The 26,940-nt window shown below is 55.9% G+C and carries 23 protein-coding genes and 2 pseudogenes; 12 read left to right on the top strand and 13 right to left on the bottom strand.

Annotated features, from left to right (window positions below; translation table 11 throughout):
- Positions 1-962: 962 nt before the first annotated feature.
- The gene (locus AAIH70_RS30300) at positions 963-1,775 is read right to left on the bottom strand and encodes a Ku protein (protein WP_430037917.1); all 813 of its coding nucleotides are present in this window, start codon (positions 1,773-1,775) and stop codon (positions 963-965) included.
- Positions 1,776-1,786: 11 nt separating this feature from the next.
- Positions 1,787-2,692, bottom strand: coding sequence for a Ku protein (locus tag AAIH70_RS30295; protein WP_430037914.1), 906 nt, complete (start codon positions 2,690-2,692; stop codon positions 1,787-1,789).
- A 203-nt stretch (positions 2,693-2,895) separates the two neighbouring features.
- Between AAIH70_RS30295 and AAIH70_RS30290 the strand changes: the two genes are divergently transcribed.
- From AAIH70_RS30290 to AAIH70_RS30275, 4 genes are all read left to right on the top strand, one after another.
- The gene (locus tag AAIH70_RS30290; RefSeq protein WP_430037911.1) at positions 2,896-3,075 is read left to right on the top strand and encodes a hypothetical protein; all 180 of its coding nucleotides are present in this window, start codon (positions 2,896-2,898) and stop codon (positions 3,073-3,075) included.
- A complete protein-coding gene (xth, locus tag AAIH70_RS30285) occupies positions 3,072-3,869 on the top strand; it encodes an exodeoxyribonuclease III (RefSeq protein WP_430037908.1) in 798 nt (265 codons plus the stop codon). Before AAIH70_RS30290 ends, xth begins: the two co-directional genes overlap by 4 nt.
- Complete coding sequence (locus AAIH70_RS30280) at positions 3,866-4,075, top strand: hypothetical protein (RefSeq protein WP_430037905.1); 210 nt, start codon at positions 3,866-3,868, stop codon at positions 4,073-4,075. Before xth ends, AAIH70_RS30280 begins: the two co-directional genes overlap by 4 nt.
- A 102-nt stretch (positions 4,076-4,177) precedes the next feature.
- Entirely contained in the window at positions 4,178-4,573 is a 396-nt protein-coding gene (locus AAIH70_RS30275) for a response regulator (RefSeq protein ID WP_430037902.1), read from the top strand.
- Between the two features lie 593 nt (positions 4,574-5,166).
- On the opposite strand, the pseudogene AAIH70_RS30270 reads toward AAIH70_RS30275, so the two are convergent.
- A pseudogene (locus tag AAIH70_RS30270) lies at positions 5,167-5,699 on the bottom strand (TetR/AcrR family transcriptional regulator).
- 242 nt (positions 5,700-5,941) lie between these two features.
- On the opposite strand from AAIH70_RS30270, the gene AAIH70_RS30265 reads away from it, so the two are divergent.
- The 3 genes from AAIH70_RS30265 (at position 5,942) to AAIH70_RS30255 (ending at position 8,313) form a co-directional block, all read left to right on the top strand.
- A complete protein-coding gene (locus AAIH70_RS30265) occupies positions 5,942-7,075 on the top strand; it encodes a helix-turn-helix domain-containing protein (RefSeq protein WP_430037899.1) in 1,134 nt (377 codons plus the stop codon).
- A gap of 279 nt (positions 7,076-7,354) precedes the next feature.
- Complete coding sequence (locus AAIH70_RS30260; protein WP_430037897.1) at positions 7,355-7,762, top strand: PAS domain-containing protein; 408 nt, start codon at positions 7,355-7,357, stop codon at positions 7,760-7,762.
- 254 nt (positions 7,763-8,016) lie between these two features.
- Positions 8,017-8,313: a DUF6894 family protein gene (locus AAIH70_RS30255; RefSeq protein WP_430037894.1), complete on the top strand. Its 297-nt coding sequence runs from the start codon at positions 8,017-8,019 to the stop codon at positions 8,311-8,313.
- On the opposite strand, the gene AAIH70_RS30250 is transcribed toward AAIH70_RS30255, so the two are convergent.
- From AAIH70_RS30250 to tnpA, 7 genes and pseudogenes are all read right to left on the bottom strand, one after another.
- Complete coding sequence (locus AAIH70_RS30250) at positions 8,265-8,978, bottom strand: Crp/Fnr family transcriptional regulator (protein WP_430037891.1); 714 nt, start codon at positions 8,976-8,978, stop codon at positions 8,265-8,267. The genes AAIH70_RS30255 and AAIH70_RS30250 overlap by 49 nt on opposite strands.
- A gap of 429 nt (positions 8,979-9,407) precedes the next feature.
- A pseudogene (locus tag AAIH70_RS30245) lies at positions 9,408-9,572 on the bottom strand (sigma factor-like helix-turn-helix DNA-binding protein); the annotation flags it as partial.
- 1,078 nt (positions 9,573-10,650) lie between these two features.
- Entirely contained in the window at positions 10,651-10,929 is a 279-nt protein-coding gene (locus AAIH70_RS30240; RefSeq protein WP_430037888.1) for a hypothetical protein, read from the bottom strand.
- A 426-nt stretch (positions 10,930-11,355) separates the two neighbouring features.
- Complete coding sequence (locus AAIH70_RS30235; protein WP_430037886.1) at positions 11,356-12,222, bottom strand: hypothetical protein; 867 nt, start codon at positions 12,220-12,222, stop codon at positions 11,356-11,358.
- A 120-nt stretch (positions 12,223-12,342) separates the two neighbouring features.
- The gene (gene tnpC / locus AAIH70_RS30230) at positions 12,343-13,890 is read right to left on the bottom strand and encodes an IS66 family transposase (RefSeq protein WP_430037883.1); all 1,548 of its coding nucleotides are present in this window, start codon (positions 13,888-13,890) and stop codon (positions 12,343-12,345) included.
- Between the two features lie 68 nt (positions 13,891-13,958).
- Positions 13,959-14,312: an IS66 family insertion sequence element accessory protein TnpB gene (gene tnpB, locus AAIH70_RS30225; RefSeq protein ID WP_430037880.1), complete on the bottom strand. Its 354-nt coding sequence runs from the start codon at positions 14,310-14,312 to the stop codon at positions 13,959-13,961.
- On the bottom strand, positions 14,309-14,695 hold the full coding sequence (tnpA, locus tag AAIH70_RS30220) for an IS66-like element accessory protein TnpA (RefSeq protein WP_430037877.1): 387 nt from the start codon (positions 14,693-14,695) through the stop codon (positions 14,309-14,311). The genes tnpB and tnpA overlap by 4 nt, the downstream gene beginning before the upstream one ends.
- 465 nt (positions 14,696-15,160) lie before the next feature.
- Here tnpA and AAIH70_RS30215 point away from each other — a divergent pair, with 465 nt between their 5' ends.
- Positions 15,161-17,329: a putative bifunctional diguanylate cyclase/phosphodiesterase gene (locus tag AAIH70_RS30215; protein ID WP_430037874.1), complete on the top strand. Its 2,169-nt coding sequence runs from the start codon at positions 15,161-15,163 to the stop codon at positions 17,327-17,329.
- Between the two features lie 104 nt (positions 17,330-17,433).
- On the opposite strand, the gene AAIH70_RS30210 is transcribed toward AAIH70_RS30215, so the two are convergent.
- Complete coding sequence (locus tag AAIH70_RS30210) at positions 17,434-18,576, bottom strand: GGDEF domain-containing protein (RefSeq protein ID WP_430037872.1); 1,143 nt, start codon at positions 18,574-18,576, stop codon at positions 17,434-17,436.
- Positions 18,577-18,809: 233 nt separating this feature from the next.
- On the bottom strand, positions 18,810-22,100 hold the full coding sequence (locus tag AAIH70_RS30205; protein WP_430037869.1) for a DEAD/DEAH box helicase: 3,291 nt from the start codon (positions 22,098-22,100) through the stop codon (positions 18,810-18,812).
- A 201-nt stretch (positions 22,101-22,301) separates the two neighbouring features.
- Here AAIH70_RS30205 and AAIH70_RS30200 point away from each other — a divergent pair, with 201 nt between their 5' ends.
- From AAIH70_RS30200 to AAIH70_RS30185, 4 genes are all read left to right on the top strand, one after another.
- Positions 22,302-23,057 carry an EAL domain-containing protein gene (locus AAIH70_RS30200; protein WP_430037866.1) on the top strand — a complete coding sequence of 252 codons (756 nt, stop codon included), beginning with the start codon at positions 22,302-22,304 and terminating at the stop codon, positions 23,055-23,057.
- Between the two features lie 1,017 nt (positions 23,058-24,074).
- The gene (locus AAIH70_RS30195; protein ID WP_430037863.1) at positions 24,075-24,614 is read left to right on the top strand and encodes a nutrient deprivation-induced protein; all 540 of its coding nucleotides are present in this window, start codon (positions 24,075-24,077) and stop codon (positions 24,612-24,614) included.
- Positions 24,607-25,023: a phage holin family protein gene (locus tag AAIH70_RS30190; RefSeq protein ID WP_430037860.1), complete on the top strand. Its 417-nt coding sequence runs from the start codon at positions 24,607-24,609 to the stop codon at positions 25,021-25,023. The genes AAIH70_RS30195 and AAIH70_RS30190 overlap by 8 nt, the downstream gene beginning before the upstream one ends.
- On the top strand, positions 25,023-25,988 hold the full coding sequence (locus AAIH70_RS30185; RefSeq protein WP_430037856.1) for a DUF3618 domain-containing protein: 966 nt from the start codon (positions 25,023-25,025) through the stop codon (positions 25,986-25,988). The genes AAIH70_RS30190 and AAIH70_RS30185 overlap by 1 nt, the downstream gene beginning before the upstream one ends.
- Before the next feature lie 412 nt (positions 25,989-26,400).
- Here the strand turns inward: AAIH70_RS30185 and AAIH70_RS30180 are convergent, their stop codons facing one another.
- Complete coding sequence (locus AAIH70_RS30180; protein WP_430037853.1) at positions 26,401-26,586, bottom strand: hypothetical protein; 186 nt, start codon at positions 26,584-26,586, stop codon at positions 26,401-26,403.
- Positions 26,587-26,940: the final 354 nt, after the last annotated feature.

Here is a 26,940-nt window from a genome sequence, read left to right as displayed (position 1 = left end):
GATAACTTGATCCCGACCGCGACCTAAGAATCTCATCCAGATTGTCGCCCGCGTCTCATCCTGATTGCCGCGCAATACTGGAGAGTACGAGCGAGGCCGTGGCTGGTGGTATCCGACTCTGGAAGAGCTTCGGGAAGCTAGGCGAAATGCGAAATCCCCTAGGCGTGGCAAGGTTCGTGTCGAGTGAACTGCCGTCGATATCCCGGAATTCCTCTTTCCTAGATCGCTCTGTACGCTGTCGTACACAGCGGAACACACGTTCAGTACCGGTACTTTTCGAACTAAGATCCGCATGGTAGTGCATTGACGAATCGGGAATTTGATTTTGCCCCATCGTGGTTTTAGATGGCTCCAGCCACCGGGTTCGGACCGATGGTTCGGCCTTTTCGAGGGCGATAAACGCGCAGAAGTTTGGGCGGACGGCATCAACGGCAATTACGTCGCAAACTGGCGTTGGTCGGTACCGGACTTCAAGATCACAGGCTCGATATCCGGAACAGGTAATGACGATGCAGATCGCTATTCCGCACAGGTTATCGCCGCACACGCATACCTCGATGCTCGTGATGGACTTTGAGCCGCCGGTTGGTTTCAAACGCAAGATTCCCTAACGACCTCGCACCCGTGTTACTCATGAACTGAACTGGGCATGGTTTGTCTCCCTGCCAGTCGAGGATGATACGCGGGCAGGAGGCGACGAGAGAACACTCGCTTCCGTCACCCACACCTTGCCGTCGATGCCATCACCTCTACGGACCCCAGCGGCCGCCAGATCGCGGTAGTAATCCGCGTAACGAACAAGTCGGCGGAGCGACTTCTCGGGCGGCTGTGCCGTCGCCATCATCGCTTCGCATGTCACGATGACCAGCCAGACAGATGTGCCATACGTAACTGCGATTTGCCCGTCTCGTAGTACAGAAACGGTGCTGGTTCACATAGTTCGACTTCGATCTCGCCCCTGATCATCCGGCTTTCCTTGTTTTGAGTTTGTCAGCGACCGACTTGCGGAGAGCATCCATGATGTTCACGACATTCGAAGCTGGCGCGGCCACGTCTTTCGACTTCCCAGTCTTTTTCCTTGGCCTGAGCGCTTTCTTCTTCTCGGCGATCAGCGCCAGCAGGCTTTCCTGGATCGGATCGCTAACCATGTCCGGCGACCACCGCTTGGTCTTCGCCATGATCAGCTTCTGAACGAGCGGGATCAGATCCGGATCTGCTTTGTCATCGATATCCTCGAAGTAGTTTTCCTCCGGACGGACCTCGTCTCCGAACCGCAGTGACCAAAGGATGATGCCGTCGTCGCGAGGCTCGAGTACCACAGCCTTCTCGCGGCGGCCGATGACGAGTTTTGATATGCCCACGACCTTGTCCGCCTTCATCGCGTCGCGGATAACGGCGAAGGCCTCGTGTCCGACAGCATCGTCCGGCATCAGGTAATGCGGCTTCTCCAGGTAGACCCACTCGATCGATTCGGCCGGGGCGAATTTCTCGATATCGATCGTCTTCACCGTGTCGAGCGCCACGTTGTCGAGATCGTCGTCGGTCAGGATGACATAGTCGTTCTCGCCGCGAGCATATCCCTTGGCCTCGTTTTCATCACGGACGGGCTTCCGCGTCACGGAGTCGATGTACTGGGAAACGAGCCGGTTGCCCGTTTCCTTGTTGAGGGTGTGGAAACGAACCTTCTCAGATTCCGAGGTCGCCGGGGTCATGTTCACCGGACAAGTTACCAGCGACAGCTTGAGATATCCCTTCCAGTATGGACGAAGCGCCATCGTTTATCTCCTCAAGCTGACTTGCGCTGCGGGGCAGCCTTCGAAGCGGTGGACTTCGTTGCCGCCCCGCGCGCAGCGCGCTGCCTGCCTTTGCCAGCGTTGGCATTGGCTGCAGTGCGTTTCGGCTTGTCGTCATTTTCCTTTGCCATTCCGGCGCTCTCCCGAAGAGCAGCAAGCAGATCGTTGGGGTTCGATACCTCGACCTTCTTTCGCTTCGGCACCGACTTGCCTTCGATCTTCGCCTTCACGAGTTCCTCGAGCGCTGCTTCGTATCGGTCGTCGAACGATGCCGGGTCAAATTCGCCCTTCTTGGTACCGATGATATGTTTCGCAAGATCGAGCATCTCGCCCTGGATCTTGATCTTCGGCATCTCCTCGAAAGCCTTCTTCGATGAGCGGACCTCGTAGTCATAGTTCAGGGTGGTCGCGATCAAGCCCTTGCCATGAGGGCGGATGAGGACTGTCCGCATGCGGCGGAACAGGACCGTCCGCGCGATGGCGGCAACTTTGGACTTGCGCATGCCGTCACGCAGAGCGGCAAAGGCATCCGATCCCATCTTGTCCGGGGTCAGGTAATAAGGTTTGTCGAAATAGACGTCGTCCACGTCCAAGCAGGGAATGAACGCCTCCACCTCGAGGGTTTTGTTGCTCTCGGGGATCGCTGCCGCCACCTCGTCAGGGTCGATGATGATGTAATGGCCGTTCTCGATCTCGAAACCCTTGGTCTGCTGCTCCTTCTCGACGAGCTCTTCAGTCTCGCTGTCGATGAACACGCGATTGACCCGGTTTCCCGTCACCTTATTGATCGTGTTGAACGCGATTCGATCGGAGGTCGATGCCGCCGTATAGAGCGCGACACCCGCTGTCACTTCGCCGAACTTGATGAACCCTCTCCACTGTGCACGCTGGCCTGCCATCGAACTCTCCCACGCAACTGACGCAACTCGAGCGATTCAACCGAATCACTTGGCGAATCGTTCCGACGCGAAAAGCGACTCTTTTTCAGGGACTTGGGTCAGCTTTTCACTGCAACCGGAGGACAGGGATCAAGCGGCTGGAATCGATGCATCTTTTCGTCAGCTCGTGAGTTGTTCCTTTGCTACAACCGAAGGAGAGCACTATGAGCAAGCGTGAACTAATCGACATCGGATCCGACAAGCGCTACGTCCGCCGCGACGAACAAGGCCAGTTCAAAGAATCTGTCGATGTCGGCCGATCGCTGTCTGCGGACAAGCGTCACGAAGCCAAGCACGACGCGAAGCCTGGTGAAGGCGACAAGGGCGACCACAAGCGCAAGTGAAGGTCGCCACCTACAACGTCAACGGCGTGAACGGTCGCCTTGAGGTGCTGCTCCGGTGGCTGCACGAGGCGCACCCGGATATTGTCGTGCTTCAGGAACTGAAGGCGCCCGATGCCCGGTTTCCAATCAAAGAGATCGAGAACGCCGGATATGGCGCCGTCTGGCATGGCCAGAAATCTTGGAATGGTGTGGCAATACTCGCGCGCGATCAGGAGCCGCTCCTGACGCGGACGGGCCTCCCCGGCGAGCCGGATGACGAGCAGAGCCGTTACATCGAGGCGATTGTTGATGGCATCGTGGTCGGAGGCCTCTACCTTCCGAACGGAAATCCATATCCCGGCCCGAAGTTCGAATACAAGCTTCGGTGGTTACAGCGTCTGCACGATTATGCCGCTGAACTGCTCGAACTGGATGTACCCGTGATCCTCGCTGGCGACTACAACATCATCCCGACAGAACTCGATGTCTACAAACCGGAGCGGTGGAAGGACGACGCACTGTTCCGCGTCGAGGTGCGTGATGCATACCGCGCACTGGCCGGGCAGGGGTGGACGGATGCCGTTCGAGAGCTTCATCCAGGCGAGCGCATCTACACGTTCTGGGATTATTTCAGGAATGCCTATGGGCGCGATGCCGGGCTCCGCCTGGATCATTTTCTACTCAGTCCCGACCTCGCCAAGAGGCTTGCAAAGGCCGAGGTCGACAAGCATGTCCGAGGCTGGGAGCACACGAGCGATCATGCGCCTGTTTGGATCGAACTTTCTGAGAAAACAATCAAACGGAGGAAAAGATGACCAATGAATGGCAAGCGGATCTCAAGCTTAAGGTCGAGGATCTCGTGGACAAATTCGTCGTCCAAGGTATGGCGCACGAAGAGGTGCTTAAGGCTGTGAGTGACCAGCTCGACCGCCTCCGGAGCGCCCGTCAGAAGGATCCCGACCCCGCGGATGATGCAAGCGTCATCGATGAGCCTGCAAATGACTGGCACGCGGCCAACTGATCATTCGCATTTTATTAAACTTGTTCGCAAAGAATGTCGGCGAGGGGACGATCTGAATCTGGACAGCCGAGTTGTACTCGTGCTTGCAGCTAGGAGACGGCCATGTACCAGCGTACCGTACTTATCGTCGAAGACGAGCCATTGATCCGGATGATACTCGCCGACAGCCTTGAAGACGAGGGCTATGCGGTTGTCGAAGCCGCGACCGCGTTTGAAGCAATCGGGCTTCTGGGAACGCGCACCATCGACGTGGTGATAACCGATATTGACATGCCCGGTGGACTTAACGGCCTTGATGTCGCTCGCTATGTCGCGTCGTGCAGAAAGGACGTTCCCGTCATCGTGACGTCCGGCGGACATGTGATCGATAATGGCGAACTGGCGGGAAACACTCGTTTCATAGCTAAGCCGTATGATCTGAGATGCGTTCTGAACATGATGGTTGAATTGGGATCCTATAGCCACGGAAACCCGCTCCGTGAAGTTAGAGTGGCATAGTTCCAAACGCGCAAAATCATCGTCGCAACGACTTGCGCGGTCTTCTACTGCAATGGATCGCGCGCACAGAAAATCTGGCTGTCACCGAGTCAGAACGTTTTCCGGGAAATTCCATGCCTGCAAAGATCACCCCCGGCCGACCTGATCGTTGCGGTCAATCGGCTGGGCCGTCTCAGCGGCGACGAGGTGCGGGAGCATCTTTATCTAGGCTTCACCACTATCAGCGACATGCCCACTGCGGTCGGGATACCAGGCAGTGGCACCCAGAGCGACGCGATTATTGATCGCCCCCAAAAGGCAAATAAAGCCGATATGCTTCTCAAAGCCGAACTTCGATCGGCACATCTTGAGGCCGCGGAGAATGGTTGGAAAAGTCCGGCGCTCGATAATCGGTGGCGGCTCAAAGAATCCAAGAGCTTGCTTTTGAGAACATATGGGTCACCGGTTATGATCCCATCAAGGCGTTAGAACACATTAAATTCTAAGCGCAGCAACAAGGCTCGCAATGCTGGGGGCGACCGTCGCTGGCTTGAATGGTAGATATGGAACCCTGCGAACTTCGGGCACCAGACGACCTCGCCACGCAGGAATAATCATTTGGCGGCGATATTGTCCCAGCCGGAAAGCGCAATTTCCGCGACATCGTGCAACTCGGCGCGGTCCGCTCCATCCCGGGCACGGATCGCCCTGCCGCTTTGGACTGTCTGCACGAACCTCGCCAGTTTGGTCGTGTCCGCCGTGGCTTTTAGATCACCATCGTTCTTCGCTCGATCGAAGCGCGCTTTGAGCAGATCGAAACCGCCTGCACGAGTCGCTCGCATGAGTTCGCCCAGTTCGGAGTGCCCTTCGCTGCCCACGGTCGCGAGCGTTGACATGCACCTATGGGGTAGATCGAGATCTCCACCGGTCATGGCGATCGCCTCATCCTGGAGAAAGAGCAGCGCGGCCTGCCTCGCTGTCGAAGCAGCCCTGAAGCGGGTCCACACCCCTCGTAGGTCGCGTAATAGTATCGTAGGGCCTCGGCGTAGAGCGCATCCTTCGAACCGAAGGCCGCATAAAGGCTTTTGGTTCCGATCCCCATTGCCTCCGTCAGGTCGGCGATCGAGGTCGCCTCGTATCCCCTCATCCAGAAGAGCCGTGTCGCTGCGGCGAGCGCAGCCTGGCGATCAAACTTAGACGTGGCGCGGGCTCTCGGCTTATCATGGCGGGATTGGGATCAGCAGGCGCAGTAACGATCGATTATCTTCCTTCTGGCCTGCGGTGCACGGCGTCGGTGCAGCTAACGAGCTTCAAAACCAACAGCCGCTGCCTTGAGAGTGCAGCGCAACCGACACATGTACGCTTCCACAGCTTAGAGAGGAGGCCGTGTTGGGACTTCAAAATGCTTGGATCGGCAACCGGATCCTAATCGTTGAGGACGACTACCTCATCGCATCGCAAATGGCGACCAATCTGGCAAAAGAGGGCATCGTCGTTGTTGGTCCGTCCGCCAGTGTCGAGAGTGCATTGGCGCAGATTGCTGAAACGCCGACAATCGCCGGCGCTGTCCTGGACGTCAAACTCGGTGAGGAGCTAGTCTTTTCGGTTGCCGACGAGTTGGAGCGGCGGGACATTCCGTTCGTATTCGCCACTGGTCTTGAACCCGATATCATCCCGAAACGGCATGCAAGCAAAGTCGTTTTACGCAAACCCGTCGAGGAGAGATCCATCCTGAAGGTTCTTTCGGGACCCTGCCAAAAAAAGCCGGTTTCACATGCCGATGCGTGTCGTAATGGCGTTCTTTCAAGGTTGTCTCACGCAGGTCGAAATGCCTTGCTGCCAAAATTGCGTATGCAGACCCTTCCTCAAGGTGCGATAATGGAGGCCCCCCAACATACAGTGCGACACGTTTACTTTCCGCTCGATTGCGTTGGATCGGTCATCGTCATGGCCAAAGGAGGAAGTCGCATCGAGACGGGGCTGATCGGTAGAGAGGCGATGACGGGCAGCGGGCTGCTGTGTGGTGATGACCAGACGCTCTACGAACTCGTCACCCAGATTGAGGGAGACGTTTTGTCCATGTCGTCCGAAGACTTCGTTTCCGTTCTCGGGGTTGTTCCGGAATTGGGCCAACTCGCCGCGCGGTGTTCACGGACCCTGGGGCTGCAAGTGAGCCACACAGCTCTTGCCAACGGTCGCTACGAACTCCACCAGCGGCTGGCGAGGTGGCTTGCGATGGTCTACGACCGGGTACCGGGAAAAACTCTTCACCTCACGCACGACTACCTATCGGTAATGCTAGGTGTGCGGCGGCCTTCCGTAACGACGACCCTCCATGTCCTCGAAGGCCAGCACTTGATCAGGTCAACCCGTGGCAGCATCGAGGTGCGCGACTATCGCGGTCTTGTTGCAGCAGCAGGCGAAGCCTATGGGCTCCCCGAGGCTGAATATGATCGGATTATGGCTCTTCCTCTCACGAATATGACGCCATTCCCGCCTCTAAATGATCAATCTGGCCGCTGAGTTATTTCAGCAGTTCCGTCTGTAAAGTGGCACGAGAGCGTTCCAACGACCTGCAGCGATCAACATCGCATGTGAAATTTCGTTTCCATCTCGAACTGAGTTTCAGGGGAGATTTGCTTGGAGCTTTAACGCGATTTGTATGCGCCATTACATTGTCAGCCCGTAGAGGTGGTCGCGTCAGGCCTTAGGTAAGCTACCGTACGGGTTGCATGGCCCTTCTTGAATATATTTTACTGACTTCTAAAACTCTCACTGTGGTAACCTAGCAATGGGAATTCAATGCATCAGCCGAGTGAGTGTCTCTTCGCAACCGATATCGTCCATGGAGGACCTGACGCCTGTTTCTTTACGTGGGACGTGCCAGACAACCTGCTCTACGCAGATGGCGCGCTTGCCCGGCTGTTCGGAATGGCCGAGGCTTCGGCTGAGCAGGGGCTGCCGATCGAGGATTATCTAGCTCGCGTTCACCCAGAAGACCTGCCTCGCTTGGCTAAAGCCATTCGTGACAGCATCGTTGAACACACGGCTCAGCAGGAGAACTATCGGGTTCTTAATTCGGACGGCAGGTACGTGAGCGTCTCTTCGTTCGGCAAAGGTTTCCGAGACAAGACGGGTGCACCTGTCCGATATGTCGGCATCGTCGTTCCAGTCGAGCAGCCTGCGGAGACCGCACGCGTTTGTCATTGAGCCGGCGGACTACGCAACGATTTTCACCAGTGTGGCGTTCCTATGACGTGCGCGCCCTCCTGAGGTTTGCCGCGTATATATCAGCTGACAACCGACGTGCATCTTCATCTCTGCATTATGCAAACCGCCGCGCTTTATGCTGGCGGTCAGGAACAGGTCTGCGCTTGAAGTGTTTGCTTATCGCGCGTAGTGAATGGCAAGCCAATGGATCTCCGGGATCACGGCTAGGCCAATTTTGGACTGAAGCAAATCTGATGAGCCGATATTTCTTTCACCTTCGACGAGACAACGAGACCGTTTCAGACGTTGAAGGCGACGAATTCTCCGACCGCGAAGCTGCTCGTGCAAGCGCCACAAACGCTGTTCGGGAACTTGTTGCTGCGCGCATCAAGACCGGGCAAGTCGTCGCCGACGAATACATGGATGTGTCCGACGATAAGGGGCATATCGTCCTCAGCATCTCATTCCATGATGTCGTGCAAGATCACTTGAAAAAAACCGCTCACATCGCTCCTATGAGCCGGCGATATTCCTCCTCAGGGTCGCCGTAAGCAGCCCCTGCAAAATCTTCCAGACCTCTGCGGTCGCGAATCGTAACCCTCCCGCGCTCCGCAAGAACGAGTTTCAGTCCCTCGAGGATATGGAAAGCATTTGTGACGCTCGGACGGCGTACAGCAAGCATCAGCGAAACGAAATCGTGCGTGATCATGATTTCATCACCGTCAAGACGGTCGTGGCACATGAGTAGCCAGCGGGCGAGGCGCTGATCGACCTGATAATTTGCATTGCACAAAGCCGTGAACGAAATTTGAGCGGCGAAAGATTGGATGTATCTGGCTAGAAGATTGGAAAACACCGGGTTTGCCGGCAAGATGTCTGCCATATCGCCGAGCTGCATCGTGTAGGCTTGACCCGGCACCTGCATCAGCACCTCGTGGATACTAATTGTGCCGCCCACACCTGCAGATGTCGGACAGAAGCCTTCACGACCGACCATGCCCGCTTCTGCCCTTTGACCGTCCTTGGCGGCCGTGACAACAGATCCGATGCCGCTGCATAGGAAATAGACGCGATCGATCTCTTCGTTTGCCCGGGTGATTATCATTCCTTTGTGAAGATCAATCGGGTGCAATGCCTCAGCGATATTCTGAAACTCATTTGCCGGTAGCAAGGCAAGAAGACGGTTGCGTAGGCTAGGATGTTTCGTACCGTGCATGGCTCTCGATTGCGGGCATGGGCGGGCGCCCACAGCCGCCAAGCCCTAAGCTATTTCAAACGGTTGGCGATTCTATAGCATCGCGTATATCCGGATGTTTTTATGTACGCTGGCATACACTTCACTTGCTGGCGGGGCTGTTTCTCGGGCTTCGTGATATGCAAAAAAGGTGGTGCCATGCTCAAGTCGATGATTTTGCCGTTAAGGGAAATCGTTTATGCCGCGATCACCGAAAACTGGTTAGAAGAAATTTTGGGTTGCCGAAGTTTTCGCTGCTGCCGACCCGAGGGGGGCCGGACCAAGGCTCATATTCCAAGCAGTTGTCGCCAGCATTCCTGGTTGCTCCAGTGGCTTGGCGTTGTGCGAAACGTCGATGGAGCGGGAAAAATTGCAAGGGCTCTGTAAAGTCAGTCGCTCGCATGGTTGCATTTAGTTCAGTCCCACAGCTGGTTCGAGATTTCTCTCTCGGTTCACCCTGCTTTTTACTGTTCCGATAGGGTATCCGAACTCTCGCGCCGCATCCTCATAACTGACGCCCTGGAAGAATACGACATCGATGGCTTGTCGATATTGATCGGGAAGATTGGAGATGGCGAGTTCAAGCTCCTTGCCCCGGAGCGCCCACTCCTAATCTGGCAGGACCGTCGAGCGCTCGGAAAGCGCGTCGTCATTACCAATGTGTTCCCGTTTCGCAACTCCGAATTTTTTGTACAGAAACTGCGCATGATCGTGAACATCCAAAACTCGAGGTTGGTGCCGGGTTGAAATTTTCCCGAATTGGCGATCGTTTTCAACAGGGTGACCTGAACAAGATCATCGATGTCGTTGGGGTGCGAATAGAACCGACTGGCAAAATCTGTGGACCGCCGGAATCAGCGCGATCACCTCAGGTGGCAAGGCAGTCAATTCTTCGATGTACTTATGTCTGATCTTCGCCATTCTGCTTGCTCCCAGTGGGGCGGCCACCGCGTTTATCCTCCACCGGATCATTTTGAGACGTGCTCGCGGTTCGTGGCGGTCAGTTCTTTCAGCTGGAGCGTTTGCTTGTGGTGGATCTCGCGGAATGGATCGTACGGTCTCTTTGCGCACGAGGCGGCGGGAGACAAAAATCGGTTCAAGCGTGATCTCGCGACGACTGCATTCCACCATTGTCTCGCCCTCAACGATCGATGAAGGCGCCGCACCGGCATCATTTGGAGCCATCAGCCTGGTTTGACTATCTACGCCAGCGGCTTTACTACTCCTGCCACGTCGATTGAAAGAAGTCGCTATTTTCAGCTGAAAATCTCTTCTGGCCAACCTTGAGCGACTTCGCAGCCATCGATGGCCCAGTGTCCAGATGCGGGCGGCGATAGCCACTGCAGCTCATGATATGTCGCTTGACTAACCTGACACAAACATCAGTACTTATGTCGGATCTGGTTTGTCCGCGCGACGCACAAAGCCCCGCGCATGTTGGTACGCGGGGCAATGGCGCTGCCAGCTGACGCATCGTCAAGATCAACCGGCGCTACTTAAAGAACCACGATCATTGCGACATGTTCCAACGTTATTTAACTATGGCTTTGACGCGTCACTGCGTCATGCAATGGAACTGCTGCCTCTTCTCATGGGTGCCCATTTTCAGGGCCTGTGCCGGTAATCACACGGAGGTCGCATGCCCCGGTACTATTCAACATCCGCACAGCTGGTTCTTGAAGCGGACAACGATGGGTCCGAATTTTTCAGCCACGAACTCGCCCAGGAACAGGCCATTCGCTCCGTTTGCGAGATAGTCGGCGAGTTTATTGTCGCAGGTAGTATCTTGGGCAAGCCGAGCTTTCAGGATCACCAGCGAGGCCGGCCAAAGGTCGGCACTTTGCTCATGAGGTCCCATGTCCGCTTCGAATCGCGCCTGCCTATGTGTTTGCGGCCGTTCAATCTGGCGGTCGTCAATGTTGTGGCAACTCATCAAGGTGTCGCCGGTGAATGCAACGCTGTTTGACGTCACCGATGGGTGAGAGGAGTTGAAAAATACTCTCGCCCAACTGCGGCTATGCCCGCCTCATCGCCTGGCGGCACTTTTTGTAGCTGCTGAGTGACCGGTGCAACTTCGGCCGATCAGCGAAAACCGAAGAAGCTGAGCACGGCGAGAATGATGACGACGGCGCCTACGAGCCAAACGATGCTGTTCATATTGATATCCTCTCTGGAAGTGAGCTTGTGACGGATCAGAATGCATCACGGGACCGTGAGTTCCATAGTCAGATGAGAACATTACGCCAGCCGCCTCATATCAATCATCACGCGACTGCTTCAGTGTGAGCGCTGTTCCTGATACACCTTGGCCTCTGACTTCGAGAAAAATTCATATCGGCAGCACCGAACCGCCTTAAAATTATCGGTCCTGTTCGCGCAAAGGCTCATTTCCGATCCGATATTCGTAGGCAGATTGCGGCTTACAATCTGGAAGCGAGGAGTCGCTGACGCCTTCCACGAAACTTTGCCGTCTGATCGACCAGTGTGCTTTTGGTACTGGCGCTAGATGCTTGTCTTGGATCACCAAGACAAGATGCGATCTGACCCCGCCTTTTGGGAGAGAATAGAAACCTAACTCGTTCAGTGTTGTTACTTCAGATTCTTCTGTTGGTAGAACCAAGCACCATGGGTGGCCTTGCGCGAACGCCTCCGCGCTCAGGATTATGTCCCGGCTTTGGTTTAAGGTTAGAATTGAAAGTGTGGCGACTACCGCGTTGAAGGCTAGCAATGGCGGGCCAAATTTCCACCGGACCCGCGTCGCCGCCAGCACGGCGGCTCCGGTGGCGACGACCGCAATTCCGACATCAAGGAACTTGCCGCCGGGTAAACCGCCTAGCACCGTGGCCAATCCAATCACAAAGACCAAGCCCGCCGTGCCGCCAGCGAAAGTGAAAAGGGCTAGATCAACGAGCTTATGGTTTTTGGTGTCTTGATTATTTGTGATCGTGATATTCTTTTCCTGGCGACCAACACCTTCGAAAATGAACAAACGAGCGGCCAACACGACGGATAGGCAAACAATAAACATGAGCACCATCGCAAGACCGATGGCATGACCCGCATTTTTATCCGACCAGTGGGTGCCTCCTGCGATCAAGCGACCCGCAGTGAGAACCAGCGCTGATCCAATAAGTGATCTCCACAAAAGGCCGAGCGGAAGAAACGGGCTCACAACCGCTAGCGCAAATGAAGCCAAGTAAAGGCTGGCAGGTACGGTGTTCAGCATTGAGCAATCAGCTAGACGTTAAAGTGCAGGCTTGCTTATATCCCTGCCCAGTTAATTGTCTGTCTAGGGCAGTCGCTCAAAGAATTCTGCCCCGGCAGACGCGGCTTCACTGACTGCACCTTACCGTGCGTTTGGGCCCGAGCAGCAATACCACGGCAGGAGAGCTTCGATCTGGCTCTGTTTGTGGCCATTGACAATGGCCGTCAGCGTGCTGCTCAGGTAGGCGAACGGATCGACAGCGTTGAGCTTGCAGGTTTCGATGAGCGAGGCGATGGTCGCCCAGTTATCCGCTCCTGCATCGTGTCCGGCGAAGAGAGAGTTCTTTCGGTTCAAGGCAATCGGCCTGATTGTCCGCTCAACGGTATTGTTGTCGATCTCGATACGGCCGTCGATCAGGAAAATGCAAAGACCGTCCCAGTATTTGGCGATGTAGGCCAAGGCTTCGCCGAGCGGCGATTTGCCAGCGACGTGGGCGCGATGATGCGTCAGCCAAGTCTGCATGTCCGCAATCAATGGCGCTGATCGTTCCTGCCGTTGGGCAAGGCGTGCGTCGGCGGGAAGACCGCGCAGTTCCGCCTCTATCCGATAGAGTTCTCCAATCCGCCTCACACCCTCCTCGGCAATCGGTGCTGAGCCGCTGCGCGTGATCTCGACCAGCTTGCGTCTTGCGTGAGCCCAACAGTAAGCAAGCTGGATGTCGGGACCGACACGATCCGGTGCGATCAGCCGATTATATCCGGCATATCCATCTACTTGTAGGATGCCTGTGAACCCTTGCAATATCCGCTCGGCATGTATTCCGCCGCGACCGGGTGCGTAGGTGAAGGCGACGCCGGGCGGCGCACCTCCGTCCCACGGTCTGTCATCACGGGCCAATGCCCAGAAGTATCCTGTTTTGGTCTTGCGGGAGCCAGGATCAAGGACTGGCGCACGCGTCTCGTCCATGAACAGCTTCGTCGACCGCTTCAGGTTGGCGATGAGAGCGTCGAAGACCGGGCGGAGTTCGAATGCTGCCCGGCCAACCCAGTCGGCAAGAGTGGACCGATCAAGATCGATGCCCTGTCGGCTCATGATCTGAGCCTGCCGATAGAGCGGCAGGTGATCGGCATATTTGGACACCAATACATACGCGATGGTCGCCTCGGTCGGTAATCCGGAGTGGATCAATCGCGCTGGTGCTGGAGCCTGCGATACGCCGTCGGTGCATGCGCGGCAGGCATATTTGGGACGACGAGTGACGATGACGCGGAACTGCGCCGGGATGACATCCAGTCGCTCGGACACGTCCTCACCGATGCAATGCAATCCACCGCCACAGGTGCAGATCAAGCTTTCCGGCTCAACGACCTCTTCGACACGAGGAAGGTGGGCGGGAAGAGAGCCCCGATTGGCGGCGCGTGGTTTAGGTTGCGGCTTACCCGGAGCACTGTCGGCCTCGTCTTCGGCGTGGATCGTCGCAATCGCGGTTTCCAAGTCTTCCAGTGCAAGATCGAATTGCTCAGGATCAGCCTTCTCGGATTTACGACCAAAGGCTGCCTGTTTGAAAGCGGCGACCAGTTTCTCCAGTCGCTCGATCCGCTCGTCCTTGCGGGCTTCACGAAGCTCGGAGGCGATCAGCATCGCCTTCAGGGCATCAATATCGTCTGGAAGATCGACCACATCCAACATACTGGAAGTTTATCAAATTGGGCGGCGTCTCGCTGTCGGAATTCACGAACCGAGTCATCGTGACGCACCTACTCGATTGCTGACGGCGCTCTTGTCTCAACGGAGCGGACCCGCCACCAGTCGAGCCCCGCAAATAGCGCCTCGAACTGGGCATGGCCCAAAGTCATCAGACCGTCCCGGATGTCTGGCCAAGTGAACGTGTGCTCCTCCAGCCGTTTGTAGGCCATCACCAGACCGCTGCCATCCCAGTAGATCAGCTTCAATCGGTCCGCCTTGCGGGATCGGAAGACGAAGACCGTCCCTGTGAAAGGGTCCTTGTGCAGCTCGTTCTTGACCAGCGCCGCTAAGCCGTCATGACCCTTGCGGAAATCGACAGGCTTGGTCGCCACCATGATCTGAATCCGGTTCGAGGGAAAGATCATGCCGGAACCGCACAGGCACGTACGACTGCGGCGATCCGTGAGGCGGACGCGCTTTCTTCCAACCGGATCGTCACAGCGCCGACGATGATCTCGGGACGGCTGGCTCCCTTGATGGGCGGCTCCGCAACGGGTGGATCGACGACAACCGCCGCGAACTCCACCGCACCCTCGGGCGCTGGCAGAACCAGCTTGCCCTGCCGCGCCATCGTTCGCCAAGTCGATAGGTGGTTTGGCTTCAGGCCGTGGCGTTCTGCAACTTCATTCACCAACGCTCCGGGCCGAAGGCTCTCCGAAACGATCTGCGCCTTGATCTCATCCGGCCAATGCCGCTGAGGCTCACGCCCAGACTTCCTGGTCGTGAGAAACTCCAATGTACTCTCCATGGAGAAACTCCCGTTGCTCGTCCATGGAAGTCCGATCACAGATCACGGCGGCGAGGACAATGTGTGAGCGAAACACCGCTTACGCTTCAGTTCAAGCTTCAACACACAATGTTCCATGCTAGCCCGACAACGGGGAGTGCAGGCATTTTGAGCGATACCGAATGCGGACACTAGCGGACGAACACGCCGTGCCTTCATCATCAACCGCCAATTATTGAGTGGTGGCGGTACTGTAAACGGCCTAGCGTGCGCTGAGGGCCAAGGACGTTGGCGTGTCAGTTCCCACACAATAAGCACTTCCAACTTTTGAGCTCGCAAGCGCCGCAATATAAATCCGCCTGGCATTCGTCTCGCGATCACGTGATATTTCGTAAGAGGGCCCGATGCGCGAGCGAATTAACTTTGTTTCATCACGCATCGTTCAGTCCAGCCTGATAATTCCCGTTCCATCGAGGAGCGTTGAAGATGTTGATCCAGATGCCGGGAAGCCTAGCTTCTCACGACGACCGCACGAACGATCTCCTGCAGGCGGTTAAGACCCTTGGAAATTTGATCGACAAGCACGGAGCGGCCGAGCGGCTGACTTGGCTTGAAGCGATGATCAATCATGTGCCCGATTACATCTATGCAAAAGATACCGAAGGGCGGTTCCTGTTCGCGAACAACGCGGTGCTTTTCAATAACGGCTTCGAATCCATCGACAACATGCTGGGTTTGACGGATGCGGATATTCATGGTCCGGATCTGGCGGAAGCAATCAGCGAAGTTGAACGGCAAGTAATCACTACTGGCAGGCCGGACCTTGGATACGAAGAGCGAGCCATCCGGGGCGGTGGCCCTGACAAATGGCTCATGATGTCACGCGTGCCCTTGCGTGATCGCAGCGGGCAAATCATCGGGGTCGTCGGTGCATCAAGAGACATATCGGATCGGAAGACAGTCGAGCGCGTAACCAAGGCTCACGCAGCGCTGCTGGAACGCGTTCTCGAGCGAGTACCAACGGCTCGCCTTCTTGCGCAACTTCCGGAGCTGATTGAATCCTTGTCGGGAGGTTTGGAGGCTGCGGTGCTCAACGCATCAGACCGTTCTCTCTATTTGTCTAAAGGCGAAGCGTCGTCGTGGAGTGCTTTGACTTCGTTAGCGAGTGAGCAGGGTTGCTTTGACGGGCAGATAGTCAAAACTCTCGTTGAGGAATATCAGGGACTGAATATCGTGGATGTCCGGACGGATAATGGCGAGATTCACGCTTTGGTGGCCGTAAAGAGCACGCTAGACATAGAGCATGCAGAGATGAAAGAATTCTGCAGGACCGCTGCGCGTCTGGTCGGCATAGCGATTGATCGTGAAAAATCCGAGCAGCGAATGCGGGCGCTCGCCACAACGGATGCGCTTACGGGCTTGCCAAATAGAAGCGCGATAATCGGATATCTCAACGGTCTAATTGACGACGGGGCCCCTAAGGTCGGCGTCGCCTTTATCGATCTCGATGATTTCAAGTACGTGAATGACAGCCTTGGTCATAGCTACGGTGATGAGCTCCTGCAGGCGGTAGCAGAACGCTTTTCGCAAGCCGTGGGCGCGTCTGGACGGGTCTCGCGATTGGGTGGGGACGAGTTCGTCATCGTTTCAAGCCAACCAGACAGTTTTGAAAGCGACTTGAAGAAGCTTATTTTGGAAGCGGCAGAACCGATTGATCTTGGCGGCAAAATATCCCGCGTCACCTTCAGTGTGGGACTGGCGATCTATCCCTATGACGGACAGAGCGCTGCTGAGCTTTTTTCAAATGCAGATATGGCAATGTACAGGGCCAAAGCGTCCGGAAAGAATGCGGTCTGTATCTATTCATCCGAGTTTGCCCGGGAATTGCGCTTGAAGATCGAGAAGACCGATCAGTTGCGAAGCGCGCTCGAAAACGACGAGTTCATTCTCCACTATCAGCCACAATACAGCACGATTACTGGAGCGATGGTAGGTGTAGAGGCTTTGGTCCGATGGCAGCATCCTGTCGAGGGCCTGCTGTATCCGGCCGATTTTATTAGCCTCGCTGAAGAAACTGGTTTCATCGTCGCACTTGGCCAGCTTGTTCTCGAGAAGGCGTGTCGCCAAGCTGCATCTTGGAATAGTCAAGGTGTCACGCCCCTTCGTATGGGCGTGAACGTTTCGGCGCGACAATTCGAGGATCCCAATTTGCTTCAATCCGTCAAACAGGCGCTGGCAAGAGCAGACCTCGTGCCTGATTTGCTTGAGATTGAAATCACCGAAAGCATGATCATGCGAGACGGAGAGAATTCTATCGCAACCCTGAAAGAGTTGGCATCGCTCGGCGTTTCGATCGCGCTTGATGATTTCGGCACGGGTTATTCTAGTCTGAGCGTCTTAAAAAGGCTGCCTGTTAAGCGTTTGAAGATCGACCGCTCATTTATAACCGATACTCCGCTTGACCAAGACAGTGTTGCTATAACGTCTGCGATAGTGTCTCTCGGCTCGCAACTGGGTATGGAAATCATCGCTGAGGGTGTCGAGAGCGAGGAGCAGGCGAGCTTCCTGAAATCGATTGGCTGCAATGAGGCTCAAGGCTACTATTACGGCAGACCGATCCCGGCCGAACACTTTTGCACCGCTAACGCACGGTAAATGCGCTGACGCTTCCCAGCGCTCAGGGCTTGCGAAAGTCCGCTGCGCTGCGCTAGATGCTTCTATCGAACACTGGCGGCCCAACCCGCTGATCGGACCGGGTCCTAACCGCGACTGATTGCGAGTTTAACTCGATCTCGACCTGCATTTTTTGCTTCATAGAGTGCCATATCCGCGCGCCGGAAAGCATCTTGCAAATCGGGCCCGGAAGCAAACGCTGCAACTCCAAAGCTGGCAGTTGGTCGCACGGGAAGATCCTCCATGGTTGTTGCCGCCTGCCGAAAAGTCTGTGCAAGCGAGAGCGCGACATCCACGGGTGTGTTCGGTAGGAAGACAGCGAATTCCTCACCTCCGGTACGGCCTGTGGCTGATATAGCCGGCGCATAATTGCGAAGCACCTTCCCAAATCCCTGGATGACCAAATCGCCGACGTGATGGCCGTAGGTGTCGTTGACGCTTTTGAAGTGATCGAGGTCGCAGACGATGACCGCATGGGGTCCTTCGGGCGACGCGGCCATCAGGGATTGAACACGCCGTTCAAAACCGCGGCGATTGGGAAGATCCGATAATGCGTCCTGTTCGGACTCGTGTTGCTGGTCCGCCATTATTTCCAGTACGAGAACGGCGAGAAGCGTCAGTCCTACCGCGACCATCAGGATAGCCGTAGAGCTCTGGGATATAAGCGCGTAGTTTGTGCTGATATAGTCTTTTGCCGTGGAACCGGTCCCGACGAGCACTGTCAGTCCGGCTTTTGCAAAGAATTGGAGACCGGTTACAAGCATGAGGCCGCCGAGGAACTTGTCGACCGCAAGTCGCCTGCGCGACGACAGGACTGCAAATGCGCTCGAAAGGACGGCGAGGGCAAAAGGCGTCTGGTATAATATGGCGTGAAGGGCCGAGCTCCGCGGCAGATCATAGATGAGATCGCTTCCGATCGCCGTTACGAGAACGAATGCGACCCCGACCCTTTTGTCGAGAGTTTTTCCGTAGAGTTCACCCACACCGACGCGAAGCAGTGCCATTCCCGCAACCACCGAAGCAAACGCACCGAGCGCGGAGACTCTCGGGAAATCAGTGTAAGCGATCAATAGTTCGAAAACGGCCGACAGCGATGCGATACCGAAGCCAGACGCTAGCCAGAGCGCGGCCGTACGTGAACGTGAGCGGGTGGAAACGACCGCAAACAACGCACTGAAGCACAACCCTACAACCCAATTCACCGCGAGGAAAAACAAAACGCCGTTCATCGAAAAGACCTTATATTTCCAGTTGGTATAATTACGGATCTGTTATCATTGTTTTTTTGAAGAAATGCTGAAGCGGTCGCATGACGCCATGGCCTCGGATTCCGAAGACGAGTTGATGCGATTGGGCGGGTCCGCGAGGGTTCCCACCAGGCGAACCGATCGGATTGGCTTGGTCTCGAACTAGGTTCTACGCTTCAATCAGTCGTCGTTCGAACCCATCGAGGGCATAACCATTACCTTCTTTTAGGCTTCTGGTTAAAGCTGGCGAAAATCCGCTCGAAAAATGATAGCTGCTCGTCAGCACTCCCGGGCGCAACTTCAAAGATGATCCTATCGTCGCGTCGAACGCCGCCGCCGCTCTTGAGTAGCGTAGCAGTTACACGCGCTGGTGTCGCGCTCGTGACTGTAACCGCAACAGCTTTCGGTCCAGCTTCAACCTTCGTAATACCAAGCCGGCCTGCAGTGAGCTGCAAACGTTGCCGCCGCAGGAGGCGCGTAGCATCATGCGGTGGATTTCCAAACCGATCTTCAAATTCTTCTTCCAGATCATTAATCTCCTGCAAAGTGGAAGCTCTTAACAGCCTGGCGTAGAGGTTGAGCCGTACAGAAGGGTCAGCGACATAATCCGCGGGTATCACGCCCGCTATACCAAGGTGAAAAACGGGGCGATGAAACGCCTTGTGAGACTGTTTGCGAAGTTTCGCGACCGCACCCGCAAGCATTGTCTGATATAATCCAGTGCCTATGACCCTCATATGACCAGCTTGGTCGTCGCCGGTGAGATCGCCTCCACCTCGCAAGTCGAAATCTCGAAGGCTAATGGCAAAACCTGCGCCTAGCCGGTCGTTATCAACGAGCGTCGCCAGCCGCCGTTGGGTGTCTTCAGCCTGTTCCTTGGTTTCGTCCATAAGGAGATAAGCCATGCCCTGCGCGACCGCGCGCCCGACCCTTCCGCGCAACTGGTGGAGCTGTGCCAGGCCAAACCGTTCCGCGTGCAATATGAATATCGAATTTGCTCGCGGCACGTCGATGCCGGTCTCGATGATGTTCGTCGCCAGCAGAATGTCACCATGGCCTTCCGCAAAGTCCACGATCGTTTCATCGATGGCCGCGGCTTGCATCTTGCCATGAGCTACTTTGATCGAAAGTTCCGGAACAATCGAGCGCAACATCGCCTCGATACCCTCGATGTCTTCAATACGCGGTACGACGACGAAGCTTTGTCCTCCGCGTCGATATTCGCGCATCAACCCGGTGCGCATGGATGCGCGGTCAACCGTGGAAAGAGAGGTTCGAACCGGCCGGCGTTTGAGAGGCGGCGTAGTAAGAAGACTGACTTCTTGAATACCCACCATGGCTGACTGCAACGTTCTTGGGATAGGTGTCGCTGACATCGCCAGAGTATGAAGCGAGGGCGCGAGACTAGCCATCGCGCGTTTTTCCTTCAGGCCGAAGCGGTGCTCTTCGTCAACGACCAACAGTGAGAGACGGGAAAAGCGAACGTCGTTAGAGAGGATTGCCTGAGTAGCAATGATGATATCTATATCGCCCTCGGCCAACGTCGCCTTAACGCGTTTCGTCTCGCTCGGTTTGAGCAGGCGGGACAGTATGGCGACCTTGATACCCGTTCCTGCAAATCGACGCTCAAAGGTGGCAAAATGCTGCCGCGCCAGGACGGTCGTAGGAGCGACTACGGCGACCTGTCCACCAGAGAGTGATACTGCGGCTGCGGCACGCAGCGCGATCTCGGTCTTCCCGAAGCCGACATCGCCGCAGATGAGCCGGTTCATAACCTTTCCCGACGCCAGATCTGCCAATACAGACACTATTGCTTCTGACTGATCAGCGGTTTCGGCGTATGGAAAGCGCCGAACGAAGGCGGAAAATTTGGCACGTGGGGGGACAAATTTCTCGGCTTGAGAGCTCTGCCTTTGCCGGGCAATTTTCAAAAGGTGACGCGCTGTGGAATGGATGTCTGAAGCGATCTGTTCACGCTTTTTTTGCCAGGCGTCGGTGTGCAGACGATCGAGCGTCACAGCCTCCGGCTCAGAGCCATAACGCCATAACTTATCGAATTCTTCCATTGGCACGAGTACGGAGCTTTCATCGCGATATTCCAAGCGGGCTGCGTCATTGGGTATGCCGTCAACGACTATGGTCTCTAGATTTTTGAGAACGCCCACGCCGTAGTTCTCGTGGACAACGACATCGCCAATCCGGAGCTCCGGTTCGGCCAGGAGTGTAATCGGCTCGCTACTTATCTCAGTTCGGTCCGAGACAGCGATCAACGCTACCTTTGCCGCGTCATCGATAAAGCTTTCCTCCAGCTCGCAATGCAATCTCAGCAGAGATCCAGGGGCGGCCTCCTTTCCCGCTTCCCACCTTTCAATCAAAAGAGGCGTGATCCCGCTTCGCTTTACAACTCGCCGAGTTAGCGCTTCAGGTCCCTTGCCGTTTCCGGATATGACGACCGTCTGCCCTTGCTGCAGCTCGTTGTGGATGAAATTGACCAAAGCTTCTTGTCGGTGGACCTGCGCCATTTCGGCGGGTAGATGACGACTACCTTGAAGATCGATCGCATCGGCGGAGCGTTTGCCGATGTATTGCTGCCACTCTTCGTGAGAGAGATGAAGTGACCGGGCAGGCATAGGGTTGGTGCCGCTATATCCATGGCGGAATTGGCGAGCATCATCTACGATTTCCAGGTATCGCGTGACCCGCTCTTGCGCCCCAGCAGCCAGATGGAGGGCAGTATCGCCAATAAAGTCGAACACGGTGGGCATATCTTGATAAAGCCGTTGAAGCAAGCGCTCCATAGTATCGGCTCCTGGCGCGGTATTCTCCGTCGCTGTTTGCGGTGACACAGCTTCGGACGCGGGACCGAAAATCACGCGTTCGAGATAACTTTCCGTTCGTTGCGACACTCGGTCAAAGCCTCTTAATTCTTCGACCAAACCCTCTTCCGAAATGACGATCCGCATCGGACCGGGTGCCCCGGCTGGATAGATGTCTATAACGCCTTCGCGAACTGCGACCTCGCCTGGATCATCAGCGACGGATTCCTCGAGATAACCAGTTTGCCGAATGAACGCGAAAAATGCGTCCTGATCAAATTGCGTGCCCACCACGAGCTCGAGCTGGCTTTTTGCGATGACCGACGAGGGTGGAATACGCTGCAGAGTAACTTCGACAGAGGTCAGCAGCAGTTTTGCCGAGTTCTGGATCGTGCACCAAAGCCGCAACGCGTCCATTCGCCTGCCCATGCAGTGCGCAGAAGGTGGTACGCGATCATAGGGGAGACAATCCCAAGGGGGCAGAATGACAAGTTCGATGTCCGGGAAAAGAGCAACCATAGCGCCGGCAAGCTCATCCAGACGTCGTTCGCTAAGAGCAACATAGCAAAGCGGCTTATTGGTCTTTTGCAGCTTGGCAGCGAGCCTGCTTGCCACAAAACCGGCAGGTAAATCGGTCCCTTCAGCGTTTTCGTAGGGCTTGAGAGGTTTGGCTTTTACGTCGATCCCCATGAGGCTTGTCTGCTCCTGTCGTCTCGCGTCCTATGACGATGGCACTTTGTCACCGTCGAAACACATGAGGACAAAGCTCGGTTGCACCGGTGAACCCTCAGTACGACAGCGGACAGACTTCCGTTTTTGTTGACGTTATCGTTTTCCTTAGCACTCCATTAGCTGGGCATCCCACAGTTTGCGCAAAAGCGAGGTGTCGATATGCGTAATGGTTGTGAAGGTTGCCGGCAGGGCGAGGCGTTCAAGCTGCCGTTTTCGATGGCGTTTCAGCCGATTGTCGACATCCGCAAGGGTCACGTCTTTGCTTTCGAGGCTTTGGTGCGAGGCGTTAACGGCGAGGGCGCCTCAACCGTGCTGAGCCAAGTCGATCCGGCCAACCGCTACGCGTTCGATCAGCAGTGCCGCGTCAAGGCAATCGAACTGGCAGCCTCGTTGCTCAGGCACGATGACACAGCCAAACTGTCGATAAATTTTATGCCAAACGCAGTTTACGAGCCGCGAGCCTGTATCAGGCTCACTTTGGCCACAGCGGAACGCGTCGGCTTTCCCCTCGATCGGATCATCTTCGAGTTTACCGAGAACGAACAGCTCGATACGCAGCATGTCTTGAAAATCCTTGAGACGTATCGGCAAATCGGGTTCAAGACAGCCATTGATGATTTCGGCGCCGGGCATGCCGGCTTGGGCCTCCTGACCAAATTTCAGCCGGACTTGGTCAAACTTGACATGGATCTTATCCGGGACATCGACACCGACCGGGTAAAGCGTGTCGTCGTAGAGCACACGCTGCGAATGCTCGCCGACCTTGACATAACGCCCTTGTGCGAAGGCGTCGAAACGGATGGGGAGCTAGCGGTATTGAGGGATTTGGGCGTCGCCCTTGTTCAGGGTTACCATATCGCAAAACCGAGCTTCGAAGCTGCGACCGCCCCCGATGGGTATCGAAGAGCAGCATAATCGCAACATTAATACATCGAGAGCAGTAGAGTGCCCCAAATGTAGGCTCCTTATTTGCCGAATTTACGCTCAAGCCACGATATGGCGCGTAGCGTCGGCCGCTGCAGCCATTTGCTGTCCTGTGCCAGTGTGACCGGACCCAGTGGTACCATCCGGAACCCGAGGATTGTGAGAACGCCGACGAAACCGAAAGGAGCGAGCAAGATATCCGCAGGGCATAGCCACCTCAACTCAGCCATCTCAAGTTGATGAAATAACCCAGTGGGCGCGGCAGCTTGTGCCTATCGGTCTAAACAATAGCGTCAAGCTTTTCCGCGTCTGTGCGTTCTTCTATATCGTCTTTTTTCCGCGGCGCGCTGGACTGAAAAGGGGATGTTGCCCACTCCGGCGAAACCGTCCGTCGCCTCGAGTTCATTGCGTCCGATACGGATTCTAACAGAGGAAGCACTAAGAGGCTTTCGAGAGGGACGAAAAGTTTCGGCGGCCAGTCGTGATAGCCTCTCCGTGTCCCCCATAAGTTGTCGGCCCCTTCTCATCGGTCAAATCCGAGGGACGGACGGCGGCAAGCATACTGGGCGTTCCGGCTAAGAAGCGATAACCCAGAATGGTCAGGTCAGTTAAATCGGATTGCGAGAGTGCATCTGCTGCGATATCCGCAGCGCCACTTGTGCGGGCCAGCTGCCGGCTTTCCTTTTGACGATCGGCGACGTGCTTTTTGTCAGATCCTGCGAAACAATATCGTGCTCGCAGCGCTGGTCGATATCGAAACCCTGCGTTCAACCCGCCATTGGCGATATGCAGCAACATCTGCCGGATCCATCAACTTCGTTATTGAGCATGATAAACAGACAGCGAACGATTGCAGAGGCTGAATTACGTGCTTTGCTCTAGCCGGCAACCGAGCCGACGCTCGAGAAGCCTGGAGCAGTCATACGAGTATGGCAGTTTTTGAGGAACAATCGGATTTCCCTTGTGTTGAGTAGGCTTCATCAACGAGCCAAACCTTGGGAGAGTCTCATGATCAGTCCTGGAGAAAATGGATCTGGATCGACAACCTCAGATCTAAAGCAGAAAATCAGTGAGGATATTCAATCGGCATCTGATTACGCGGGCCAAGCGGCAACAAAGATATCAGACGACGCAAAAGTTGCTGCAACCGAACAAAAGAACGTGCTGGCTAACAAACTCGGCGGGGTCGCCGATGCTTTGGAAAAGGTCGCCTCTGAACTTGAGAGCGGAGACCAACGCGATATCGGCAAACTTACGCGCAATCTTGGAACAAATCTGCGCGGCGCATCCCGAAGCATTGAGGACCGCAGCTTGAGCGAGATCGCTGGTATGGCCGAGGACTTTGGCCGCAAGCAGCCCCTGGCATTCCTCAGCATAGCTGCCATTGCTGGTCTCGCCGCCAGCCGCTTCCTGACGTCTTCGGCTCCAAAATCAGGCGCGTCGATACGTGATGGCGCTGTCTCCGGCCAACTGCCTGTGTCGAGGGCTCCATCGACGTCTGTCGCACCCACCAGCCTGACCAACATGGAGGGTCGCGCCTATGACTAACTCAGCAGATAACCGTACCCTTCCGGAGCTAGTCACCGGCCTAGTTGGCGACATCTCCGGCCTTTTCCGCAAAGAAGTTGAGCTTGCTAAGACCGAAGCCTCCGAGAAAGTGTCTCATGCCTTGACGGGCCTTGAGGCCTTCGCCGCAGGCATCGTTCTAGCAATTTGTGCGGTTGGCGTCTTGTTGGCCGCGCTGGTCAACGGGATCACTGCGCTGCTTGTCTCTCAGGGCATGACGGAACCGAACGCTGATGCGCTGTCATCGGTTGTTGTTGGGGTCGCCGTCGCACTTATTGCCTGGGGCCTCGCTTCGCGCGGACTGAAAGTCCTCAAGGGCGAAAATCTCAAGCTCGAGCGCACGTCCGCCTCGCTGCAGCGCGACGCCCAGATCGTAAAGGATAGAACCTAATGGCCTACACGTCAGACAACTCGCGATCTGCAGAGATCGAACAGGAAATCGCACAGGACCGCCAGCGCATCGAGGAGCGACTCGACGCAATTCAGCAACGAATGTCGCCGGGTCAACTTGTGGATGAAGGGCTCGCTTACCTTAAGTCGAGCGGCGGCGGCGAATATGCATCAAACTTCGGAGCTGCTATTAAAAACAACCCGATCCCGCTGGCCCTCATGGGTGTAAGCCTGGCGTGGCTGATGGCGGGACCGAAGACCAGCGTGGCTTCTTATGCTCAAAGCTCAAAGGAGACTTACCCTCTCGCCACCACCACCGGCAATCTGCGTCGCATCGGTCCGCCGGAAGCAGAAGGCGATGCCCATTATAGCCACTTTAGCGACGAAGGCGGAAGCCGCTTCAAAGCCCTGACTGACAAGACGGGCCGTCGCGCGGGACACTTCATTGATGCCAGCGGAAAAACCTACCGCGGCTTTGCAGATGCGACCGGTCGCCAGATCCATGATATCCGTGACGAGGCCGGGAACCTTTTCGATGATGCTTCGGGGTGGGTATCCGGTACCTGGCAATCAATCACCGACACCGCCGACAAAGCCAGACAGCAACTGTCCAATGCAGGCAGCAGCGCGACCGACATGGGCTCGCAGCTCAATGAAGCCGTGCTGAAGCACTTCAAGGATCAGCCGCTCGTCGGCGGCGCGCTCGCTTTTGCGCTCGGCGCAGCTATCGGAGCCGCTCTGCCTCACACGCAAGCGGAAGACGATGCCCTCGGTGAGACCTCTGATCGTCTGAAAGACACAGTTTCAGCTGAAGTCTCGAAAACAGTCGACAGAGTCGGAGAGGCGGCGGCGGACGTCTATCAGAAAGCTGTAAACGTGGCATCCGATGTTCACGATGCCGCCCGAGATCGAGTCGCTCAGGAAACCAGTTCGGCTGACGCGGTAGACCGTCCGAAAACGCTCTGACCTAAGTTTGAAATCCACCCGCCCGATGATTCGATCGGGCGGGTGTTTGGCCACTTCACCGTGCTGCAGTGGCATGCGTTAATGCCGACGGAAATTTTTTGCTTCAATTTAGTTGGTAGAATCGAATATGCCGCCAAGAAGTCCCAAAAAGGCTCACGCATTGACGTCGGCATACTTTGGCCGCTCTTCTCATGCCCCTTATTGGATCTATCCGCATCTGGATTGCACGACGCTGGCAATCTGGCCGGGCCCACGTCCCGGTTCAGCCGCCAGAATCCACGACCCAGCAGGAGCTCAACCGCGAGCCGGTGCAGAGCTTTAAACTCGGGTTCGTGACGAGCTATCTAACCGCTGTATTTGTCTCGTTCCATCCCAAGCTTGATGCGCAAGGGGCCAAGCCTGTTGATTTCATCTAGCAGATAGGATTCCAAGTCGCCCCGCACGCAGCCTTGATGTCTTCGTTAGTGTAGCCTGCAGCGATCCCGGTTTGCCAGATCCGCCTTGCCTGATCCTCCAAATCGGACTTAGAGCCACCCTGCTGGCCTTGCGAGACCACATCGGCCACTTCGCTACGCAGCCAGTCTTGGATGTTTTGCATATCGATCTCCGTTTCAGCTGTGAACCCACTGAATGGAAAGCCAGTTGTCTGATGAGAGGCGCGCTGGCTTATGTGCCATCGGCCGCTCGGTCCCTTATCAATCTTTGGGTGTCGCCGTAGCCGGCAGGGCATTTTCTCGTGATGGGGCAGCGGGTCCGTCAAAATGGGTGCCTTGTTGATCCGCCGGACGGGATGGCACGGTGGGTGCTTGGCTCACTAACATGCTGATCGCTATACCTGCCCCTATGACAACTGCGAGACCAACCAGAGGCAGAACCGGTAATCCCCCCGTTTTTAACGGGGCTCCGCAGTAGAATTCACGCGGCCATTTTCAGTTTCTGTGCGGGCGTTATG

The organism is Neorhizobium sp. BT27B (genome assembly GCF_050455485.1).
GTDB lineage: Bacteria > Pseudomonadota > Alphaproteobacteria > Rhizobiales > Rhizobiaceae > Neorhizobium.
This window is presented reverse-complemented; position numbering and strand designations above follow the sequence as displayed.